The sequence below is a fragment of the Slackia sp. genome (assembly GCF_977041755.1).
In genome coordinates, this window is the sequence record NZ_CDRRGL010000193.1 from 1 (window position 1) to 2567 (window position 2567).

Genomic DNA, 2567 nt, shown 5'->3' on the forward strand with positions numbered 1-2567 from the left:
AATTGCCTCATCCCAGCTGATTTGCTCAAACTTGCCCTCGCCGCGCTTGCCAACGCGCTTCATCGGGTACAGCAGGCGATCGGGGCTGTTCAGCCAACGACGCATGGAGCGACCGCGCAGGCAGGCACGTGCCTGGAAATCGTCGTCTCCCGTATTGTCGGTTTCCATATACTGTACTTTGCCGTCTTTAGAATGCCACTGGAAAACGCAGTCGCCACCACAGTTGACATTGCACTGGCTCCACGCGATGGTCTCGTTTGCTTCAGCAGCGGAGCCTTCGCCTTTCTTGTCTACCGACGGCGAGCAGCCGAACATTGAGCTAGCGCCCAGCGCGCTTGCGGCCACCGCAGCGCCCGCGAACGACCCCTTTACGAAGTTTCGACGCGTAAAGCCACGCTTCTCATTCTCGCTCATCTTTCCCCCTTCTTTCAGGTTTCACTTTAAGCCTGCATGACATAGGAGCCATGCATCATGCTGCTACCGTACGGGAAAAGACCAGATGAACGCATCACACCCCACATGTGATTTCGTGCAATTACGCATGCAATGGCAAAATTCAAGGACATTTGCGCTTGCACGAGAGCCGATCGATAGGCACACTGAAATGAGCAATCTCTCATTAATCGCATGACATACGCAGGAAGGATTCAGCATGGGAAAATCGATGTTGGCACCGCACGCCTCCGTTGCGGGCTTCGCGATTTTTCTTGTGGTGTATGCAACTCAAATTTGGGGCGGCGTATTCCCGTTTCTGCCGACCGATTTTCAAACGCAAGAAGTCACCCTGACGTTCTACCTTTCGCAGTCGTTGGCGTTTTGCGCATCGTATGTCGCGAGCGCATTTGGATCATACTACGTGCCCTCCGCAGCACGGCGAATGCTCGTCACTCTCTCCATCTCGCTCACTTTCATAGGATCATGCTTTATCATCGCGGTCATGTACGTTCCCATGTTCACGCTCGGCTTCATCGTTGCCGGAGGCGCATTCCTCGGCGTGGGATGCGCGGGCATTTTCATGCTTTGGCAACGTTATTTTTCCTCGATTTCTGCACCTGAGTGCAACTGGAGGCTTATCGCTGGAACCGCTTTTGGCTCCCTGCTTTATTTCATGCTCTACTTGATTCCCAATTCACTTACCGCGTTTCTCATTCCCGTGGTACTTCTGCCGATTTGCGCACTATGTCTATCTCTTTCGGTGCGCGAGATGGACTTCGACCAATCGATGTTCGAAGATATTCCACGAGAACATCCACAAGTATATGCGCGTATGCTCCACGACTTCTGGCGATCAGCCGGCGGGTTGGGGGCGCTTGCCTTCGCGGCCGGCCTGGCACGAGGCGTTGCCATTGTGGAACCCGATATTCAAATCGCAGTAAACACGACATCCATGGCAGGCGTGCTCATTGCATGCGTTTTTTTGATTGTCGCATGGCGCTGGTTCCCATTCCAATTTAGCCTCAGATCGGCGTTTCGCGCGGTATATCCCATCATGTTCACAGGCTTACTGCTCTTCCCTTTTGCGCAAGGAGCGGGGCTTACGCTCTTCGCCAGCGTTGCATACACAGTATTTTCGATTATGGTGCTCGTCCTCATGATGCAGAGTGCCCAAATCGCACGAGACCGCGGCACAAACCCTGTATTCGCTTATGCATTTTTTGGAGCATGCGCATACGTGCCTCAAGCACTCGGATTCATTTTAGGATGGATAACGCTCGATATCGACGTAATGGGTATAGGGAAAACCGCAATTCTTTCGATGCTCGCCGCATATGCACTCGGCATGTCACTGTATTTTTCGGCAGGCACGCTTTTGGGACCGTCAAAAAACGGAACGCCGCGACGCGATGACCAAATTGAGCTCACAAGCGGAAAGGTATGGAAAGCCCCCGAAGAGACAATGTTCTCCAAGGGTCCCACAGAAATCGAAAAAGGAGCCGCAGACGCACCTGTCGGATCTCTCCAACGTAGTGGACGACAATCCGACAAAAAGCCCTCAAAAACACGGCGCCCTATAGGCAATGATGGGTTCGTTATTACTGATCGCCTGTCAAAGCAATGTTTGGTGCTTAAACGAGACTACGGTCTTTCGGCACGCGAAACTGAGGTGTGCGAGCTTATCGCTCGTGGACGCAGCGTTGCCGCGATTGCCGAAGAGCTTTTCGTTTCCGAGAATACCGTGCGCACGCATAGCAAACACATCTACACAAAGCTCGATATCCACTCGCGCCAAGAACTTGGCGAACTGCTGAGCACGGTTGATCCCACACTTTAACCGCGCAGACAAAACACGCCCGCGAGAATGCCGCGTCGGAGAAGCAGCGGAGCAAACACTACGCCCCGCGCATTCCATCGCCCCAACCGGCCGCTTCAACAAACCTGCTAAACGCTACGAGCATTGAACAGGTTCGTCGCAAGCGAGGCGATTACAGGAAGCTCACCCTTGAACAGGCGGTACACTTGGTTTCGTCAGCCTTCGGCTTGAAGGGGCGACCGCACTTTTCGCATAGCTGAACTGCAAGGGCATGCTCGACTTTCGCAGGAAGCTTGCGCGTGGTTATTTCAGCCCA

The 2567-nt window shown here is 53.5% G+C and carries 2 protein-coding genes; one reads left to right on the forward strand and one right to left on the reverse strand.

All coding sequences use genetic code 11. From position 1 onward, the window contains the following. Nucleotides 1–414, reverse strand: a 414-nt coding sequence (locus ACWI8T_RS09385) for a twin-arginine translocation signal domain-containing protein (protein WP_449138753.1), incomplete at its 3' end; no start/stop codon positions are given. 238 nt (nucleotides 415–652) lie between these two features. Here ACWI8T_RS09385 and ACWI8T_RS09390 point away from each other — a divergent pair. Beyond that, nucleotides 653–2272 (forward strand): response regulator transcription factor, encoded by a 1620-nt coding sequence (locus tag ACWI8T_RS09390; RefSeq protein WP_449138754.1) that lies wholly within the window; start codon nucleotides 653–655, stop codon nucleotides 2270–2272. Nucleotides 2273–2567 lie beyond the last annotated feature (295 nt).

Bases quoted from the DNA above. Each gene is read 5' to 3' on its own strand.
- ACWI8T_RS09390 (WP_449138754.1), top strand. From the start codon at position 653: ATGGGAAAATCGATGTTGGCACCGCACGCCTCCGTTGCGGGCTTCGCG.